The organism is Methylibium sp. T29 (genome assembly GCF_000576205.1).
In the GTDB taxonomy this organism is placed as follows: domain Bacteria; phylum Pseudomonadota; class Gammaproteobacteria; order Burkholderiales; family Burkholderiaceae_C; genus Methylibium; species Methylibium petroleiphilum.
The window spans coordinates 1-7,043 of sequence record NZ_AZND01000178.1 but is presented as its reverse complement, the minus strand read 5'-3'; the positions used below and the strand labels follow the sequence as shown (position 1 = coordinate 7,043).

Annotated in this window: 2 protein-coding genes and 2 pseudogenes; 3 read left to right on the top strand and 1 reads right to left on the bottom strand. The window is 67.4% G+C overall.

What is annotated here, in order from left to right:
* A pseudogene (locus x551_RS16495) lies at positions 1 to 558 on the bottom strand (PAS domain-containing sensor histidine kinase); the annotation flags it as partial.
* A gap of 198 nt (positions 559 to 756) precedes the next feature.
* Between x551_RS16495 and aceE the strand changes: the two are divergent.
* The 3 genes and pseudogenes from aceE to lpdA all read left to right on the top strand — a co-directional run bounded on the left by aceE (position 757) and on the right by lpdA (position 6,971).
* Positions 757 to 3,486, top strand: coding sequence for a pyruvate dehydrogenase (acetyl-transferring), homodimeric type (gene aceE / locus x551_RS16490; protein ID WP_011829721.1), 2,730 nt, complete (start codon positions 757 to 759; stop codon positions 3,484 to 3,486).
* A 53-nt stretch (positions 3,487 to 3,539) separates the two neighbouring features.
* Complete coding sequence (aceF, locus tag x551_RS16485) at positions 3,540 to 5,171, top strand: dihydrolipoyllysine-residue acetyltransferase (RefSeq protein WP_036249596.1); 1,632 nt, start codon at positions 3,540 to 3,542, stop codon at positions 5,169 to 5,171.
* A 13-nt stretch (positions 5,172 to 5,184) separates the two neighbouring features.
* Positions 5,185 to 6,971: pseudogene (lpdA, locus tag x551_RS16480) on the top strand (dihydrolipoyl dehydrogenase).
* Positions 6,972 to 7,043 lie beyond the last annotated feature (72 nt).

Sequence of the window (7,043 nt, the reverse complement as noted above, 5' to 3'; positions counted from 1 at the left end):
CGAAGGCCAGGCCGGCTCGCCGCGAAGGGCGGCCGCAGCAGCGGTACCGGCCGGCGGCTGCGGCTCGGCCGCGGAGGCGGCCGGTGCGGAAGGCTCCGTCCAGCGCATCAGGTCGGCCGGGTGATTGGGCGACAGGTGGCGCGCCTTGACGCTCTGGTCGGCATCGATCCAGCTCAGGCTCACGACCTCGGGGCGCTCGCGCGCGAAGCTCACTGCCTGGCCCAGGAATTCGTCGAGGTCGATGGCGCGGGTGGCGACCTCGCGGGCCATGCGCACCAGTTGTTCCTGGTTCTCGATCAGCCGCAGGCGGATCTGCTGCTGGGCGATCTCGGTGTCGCGCTTGACCGACTCCTGCTCCCGCTCGAATTCCTCGTTGCGCAGGTACCAGAAGGCCGTGATGATCGCCGCGAGGAACAGCAGTACCGACAACAGGGGCGCGAACGTGGCGAAGCGGTCCTGGTGGGCCGGCGACTGCCTTTTCCACCAGGCCCAGAACAGCCGCCGCGGATGCGCCTTGGGTGGCGGATCGAGGGTCGAGTCGGGTGGATGGGGCGTCATCGGCGGATTATCGGTGCCAGAGTGAATTCGGCGTCGCAGGAAGCTCCCATCCCGGGGGATGTTGGTTGGCGGATGGCTAAGTAAATTCCACAATAAGAAATCAACTGGCACCATTTGAAAAAATAAGACGACTATGCAATACTGAAATCGAGCATCAGCCCAGGGCGCGCCACAGCACCCGATCCAAGGAGACAAGACATGTCTGCATTGCCGGAATCCTTTGGCCGTTCGGCCGCCAACGACAGTGACGCGCAGGAAACGCGCGAATGGCTGGAGGCGCTGGCCGCCGTGATCGACAGCGAGGGTCCGCAGCGCGCGCACTTCCTCCTCGAGCGCCTGATCGACGAGGCGCGCCAGGCCGGCATCGACATGCCGTTCTCGGCCACCACGCCCTACGTCAACACCATCCCGGCCGGCCAGGAACTGCACAGTCCGGGGCAGATCGACATCGAGGAGCGGCTGCGCGCCTACATGCGCTGGAACGCGATGGCGATGGTGGTCAAGGCCAACCGCCTCGACCCGGCCGACGGCGGCGACCTCGGCGGCCACATCTCCAGCTTCGCCTCGCTGGCCACGATGTTCGGCGCCGGCTTCAACCACTTCTGGCACGCCGACGACACCGACCAGGGCGGCAAGCACGGCGGCGACCTGCTCTACATCCAGGGCCATTCTTCGCCCGGCATCTACGCCCGCGCCTTCATGGAAGGCCGGATCACCGAGGAGCAACTGCTCAACTTCCGCCAGGAGGTCGACGGTAAGGGCCTCTCCAGCTACCCGCACCCGAAGCTGATGCCGGAGTTCTGGCAGTTCCCCACCGTCTCGATGGGCCTCGGCCCGCTGATGGCGATCTACCAGGCGCGCTTCCTGAAGTACCTCCACGCGCGCGGCATTGCCGACACATCGAAGCGCAAGGTCTGGGTGTTCTGCGGCGACGGCGAGATGGACGAGCCCGAGTCGCTGGGCGCCATCGGCCTGGCGGCGCGCGAGAAGCTCGACAACCTGATCTTCGTCATCAACTGCAACCTGCAGCGGCTGGACGGCCCGGTGCGCGGTAACGGCAAGATCATCCAGGAGCTCGAGGGCGAGTTCCGCGGCTCGGGCTGGAATGTCATCAAGCTGATCTGGGGCAGCTACTGGGACCCGCTGCTGGCGCGCGACAAGGAGGGCCTGCTGCGCAAGGTGATGATGGAGACGGTCGACGGCGACTACCAGGCGATGAAGGCCAACGACGGCGCTTTCGTGCGCAAGCACTTCTTCGGCCAGCACCCCAAGCTGCTGGAGATGGTGTCCAAGCTGAGCGACGACGACATCTGGCGCCTGAACCGCGGCGGTCACGACCCGCACAAGGTGCATGCCGCCTACCACGAGGCCGTGAACCACAAGGGCCAGCCCACCGTGCTGCTGATCAAGACGGTCAAGGGCTATGGCATGGGCAAGATCGGCGAGGGCAAGAACACCGCCCACCAGACCAAGAAGTTGGTCGACGAGGACGTGAAGGCTTTCCGCGACCGCTTCAACATCCCCATCCCCGACGACAAGCTGCACGACATTCCGTTCTACAAGCCGGCCGACGACACGCCGGAGATGCAGTATCTGCACGAGCGCCGCAAGGCCCTCGGCGGCTACCTGCCCAAGCGCCGTCCGAAGGCCGACGAGCAGCTGCCGGTGCCCGATCTGTCGGTGTTCCAGGCGGTGATGGAGCCGACAGCCGAAGGCCGCGAGATCAGCACCACGCAGGCCTATGTGCGCTGTCTGAACGCGCTGCTGCGCGACAAGGCCCTGGGCCCGCGCACCGTGCCGATCCTCGTCGACGAGGCGCGCACCTTCGGCATGGAAGGCCTGTTCCGCCAGATCGGCATCTACAACCCCGCGGGGCAGCAGTACACGCCGGTCGACAAGGACCAGGTCATGTACTACAAGGAAGACAAGGCCGGCCAGATCCTGCAGGAAGGCATCAACGAGGCGGGCGGGATGAGCTCGTGGATCGCTGCGGCGACGTCGTACTCGACGAACAACCGCATCATGATTCCGTTCTACATCTACTACTCGATGTTCGGGCTGCAGCGCGTCGGCGACCTGTGCTGGGCCGCGGGCGACATGCAGGCGCGCGGCTTCCTGCTCGGCGGCACCTCGGGCCGCACCACGCTCAACGGCGAGGGCCTGCAGCACGAGGACGGCCACAGCCACATCCTCGCGAGCACGATCCCCAACTGCATCAGCTACGACCCGACCTTCGCGCACGAGGTGGCGGTCATCATCCACCATGGCCTGAAGCGCATGGTCGAGCAGCAGGACAACGTCTACTTCTATCTCACGCTGCTCAACGAGAACTACGCGCAACCGGGCCTGAGGCCGGGCACCGAGACGCAGATCGTCAAGGGCATGTACCTGCTGCTCGAGGGCGGGTCGAAGAAGAAGGACGCGCCGCAGGTCAACCTGCTGGGCAGCGGCACCATCCTGCGCGAGTCGATCGCCGCGAAGGAGTTGCTCGAGAAGGACTGGGGCGTGTCCGCCAATGTGTGGAGCTGCCCGAGCTTCAACGAACTGGCGCGCGACGGCCAGGACGCCGACCGCTGGAACCTGCTGCACCCGGCCGACAAGAAGCCGCGCGTGCCCTTCGTGACGCAGCAGCTCGAGCCGCATGCCGGGCCGGTGGTGGCGTCGACCGACTACATGAAGGCCTACGCGGAGCAGATCCGCGCCTTCATCCCGAAGGGCCGCAGCTACAAGGTGCTGGGGACCGACGGCTTCGGCCGCAGTGACTTCCGCACCAAGCTGCGCGAACACTTTGAGGTGAACCGCCACTACGTCGTGGTTGCCGCGCTCAAGGCCCTGGCAGACGAGGGCACGGTGCCGGCTGCGAAGGTGGCCGAGGCGATCAAGAAGTACGGGATCAACGCTGACAAGATCAACCCCTTGTACGCGTGAGCGAAGAACGCGGCGGCGGGGCTTCCCGCCGATCTGCCTAGAACGGAGACAACATGGCGCTGATGGAAGTGAAGGTCCCTGACATCGGGGATTTCGAGGCGGTCGAGGTCATCGAGGTGCTGGTCAAGCCCGGTGACGCGATCAAGGCCGAGCAAAGCCTGGTCACGGTGGAGAGCGACAAGGCCTCGATGGAGATTCCCTCGTCGCACGCCGGCGTGGTGAAGGAACTCAAGGTCAAGCTGGGCGACAAGGTCAGCGAGGGCACCGTGGTGCTGGTGATCGAGGCGGCCGATGCCGCTGCCTCGACGCCCGCACCGGCCCCGGCTCCGGCCGTGGCTTCGGTGCCGCCAGCGGCGCCCATGGCTGCGTCGGTGGCCGCCGGTCCGGTGGAGGTGGTGGTGCCCGACATCGGCGACTTCGACGCCGTTGAGGTGATCGAACTGCTGGTCAAGCCCGGCGACGCGGTGAAAGCCGAGCAGAGCCTGATCACGGTCGAGAGCGACAAGGCGTCGATGGAGATCCCGTCCTCGCACGCCGGCACCGTGGAGCGGCTGCTGGTCAAGCTGGGCGACAAGGTGTCCAAAGGCACGCCGGTGGTGGTTCTGCAGGGCGCCGGCGGGGCGCCGGCCGCAGCCAAGGCGGCCGACGTCGCTCCGGCCGCTGCGGCTGCTCCGGCTTCGCCACTGGCCAGCCAGCCGGTCGAGCGCACCGCGCCGACGGCCGCGCTGCCGGCCCACGAGCCGACGGCGCCCCAGGGTCATCTGCCGCACGCCTCGCCGTCGGTGCGCCGCTTCGCCCGCGAACTGGGCGTGCCGCTGGCCGAGGTCAGGGGCAGCGGCCTGAAGGGTCGCATCACGCTGGAGGACGTGCAGGGCTTCGTCAAGGGCGTGATGTCCGGCGAGACGCGCACCGCGCAGGCCGCCAAGGCGCCCGCTGCGGGCGGCGGCGCCGGGCTCGACCTGCTGCCGTGGCCCAAGGTCGACTTCGCGAAATTCGGCGCGGTGGAGCGCAAGGACCTGTCGCGCATCAAGAAGATCAGCGGCGCCAACCTGCACCGCAACTGGGTCGTGATCCCGCACGTCACCAACCACGACGATGCCGACATCACCGAACTCGAGGCCTTCCGTGTCCAGCTCAACAAGGAGAACGAGAAGTCCGGCGTGAAGGTCACGATGCTGGCCTTCCTGATCAAGGCCTGCGTGGCGGCGCTGAAGAAGTTCCCCGAATTCAACGCCAGCCTGGACGGCGAGCAGATCGTGCTGAAGCAGTACTTCCACATCGGCTTCGCGGCCGACACGCCCAATGGGCTGGTCGTGCCGGTGATCAAGGACGCCGACAAGAAGGGCGTGCTGCAGATCAGCCAGGAGATGAGCGAGCTGGCCAAGAAGGCACGCGACGGCAAGCTGGGGCCGGCCGACATGAACGGCGGTTGCTTCAGCATCAGCTCGCTCGGCGGCATCGGCGGACGCTACTTCACGCCGATCATCAACGCGCCCGAAGTCTCCATCCTCGGCGTGTGCAAGAGCAGCACCGAGCCGCGCTGGGACGGCAAGGCCTTCCAGCCACGCCTGATCCTGCCGCTGTCGCTGAGCTGGGACCACCGCGTGATCGACGGCGCGGCGGCGGCTCGCTTCAACGCCTACCTCGGTCAGATCCTGGCGGACTTCCGCCGGGTGCTGCTGTGAGAGGGACGCGGACATGGCAATGATCGATATCAAGGTCCCCGACATCGGCGACTTCAAGGACGTGGCAGTGATCGAGCTGCTGGTGAAGCCGGGCGACACCGTCGCGGCCGACCAGAGCCTGATCACCGTCGAGAGCGACAAGGCGTCGATGGAGATCCCGTCCTCGCACGCGGGCGTCGTGAAGGCGCTGAAGCTGAAGGTCGGCGACACGGTCAACGAGGCTCGGTGATCCTGTCGCTCGATGCGGCCAGTGCGGCCGCCGAGCCGGCGGCATCGTCCGCGGCTGCCGCGGCGCCGGCAGTCGCTGCACCCGCGGCGGCTGCGGTGGCGCCATCAGCCGCCAGCTACGCCGGCGGTGCCGACGTCGAGTGCGACCTGCTGGTGCTGGGTGCCGGTCCCGGCGGTTATTCGGCCGCCTTCCGCGGCGCCGACCTCGGCCTGAAGGTCGTGCTGGTCGAGCGCTACGCGACGCTCGGCGGCGTGTGCCTGAACGTCGGCTGCATCCCGTCGAAGGCGCTGCTGCACGTTGCCGCGGTGATGGACGAGGTCTCGCACTTCGAGGCCCTGGGCGTGAGCTTCGGCAAGCCCCGTGTGGACCTCGCGAGGCTCAAGGCCCACAAGGACAAGGTGGTCGGCAAGCTGACCGGCGGCCTGGCCGCGATGGCCAAGATGCGCAAGGTCACCGTGGTGACCGGCAGCGGCGAGTTCGTCGATCCACATCACCTGAAGGTCGTGCTGGTGAAGGACGGCGCGCCGCAGACGATCCGCTTCAAGCAAGCGATCATCGCGGCCGGTTCCGAGGCAGTGAAGCTGCCCTTCCTGCCGAAGGACGACCCGCGCATCGTCACGTCGACCGGCGCGCTCGAGTTGCGCCAGCAGCCGAAGAAGATGCTGGTGATCGGCGGCGGCATCATCGGCCTGGAGATGGGCACGGTGTACTCCACGCTGGGCGCGAAGCTCGACGTCGTCGAGATGCTCGATGGCCTGATGCAGGGCGCCGACCGCGACCTCGTCAAGGTGTGGCAGAAGATGAATGCGCCGCGCTTCGACAATCTGATGCTCAAGACCAAGACCGTCGGCGCCGAAGCGACGAAGGACGGCGTCCGCGTGCAGTTCGAGGGCCTGGACGGCACGAAGAGCGAGGGCGTCTACGACCTCGTGCTGCAGGCCGTCGGCCGCACGCCCAACGGCAAGAAGATCGGTGCCGAGAAGGCCGGCGTGGTGGTCGGCGAGCGCGGCTTCGTCCCCGTCGACATCCAGATGCGCACCAACGTGCCGCACATCTTCGCGATCGGCGACATCGTCGGCCAGCCGATGCTGGCACACAAGGCGGTGCACGAGGCCCACGTGGCGGCCGAGGTGGCAGCCGGCGCGGTGCTCGGCGACGCCAAGCTCGCGACGAGCTCCTTCAACGCGCGCGTGATCCCGAGCGTGGCCTACACCGATCCGGAAGTGGCCTGGGTCGGGCTGACCGAAGACGAGGCCAAGGCGCGCGGCGTCAAGGTGAAGAAGGGGTTGTTCCCCTGGACAGCTTCGGGTCGTGCGATCGCCAATGGCCGCGACGAAGGCTTCACCAAGCTGCTGTTCGACGAGGCCACGCACCGCATCGTCGGCGGTGGCATCGTCGGCACGCATGCGGGCGACATGATCGGCGAGATCGCGTTGGCGATCGAGATGGGCGCCGATGCGGTGGACATCGGCAAGACCATCCATCCGCACCCGACGCTCGGTGAGAGCATCGGCATGGCGGCCGAAGTGGCACACGGCTCCTGCACCGACCTGCCGCCGGCGAAGCGCTGAGGCCTCGCCGCGGCCGGCGCGTCAGCCGAAGCGCGCCTGCACGCGGCCCAGCCAGCCGAAGCCAGCCTCGAC

Excerpts from the sequence above, each read along its gene's own strand:
- aceF (WP_036249596.1), top strand. The coding sequence starts at position 3,540 with ATGGCGCTGATGGAAGTGAAGGTCCCTGACATCGGGGATTTCGAGGCG.
- aceE (WP_011829721.1), top strand. The coding sequence starts at position 757 with ATGTCTGCATTGCCGGAATCCTTTGGCCGTTCGGCCGCCAACGACAGT.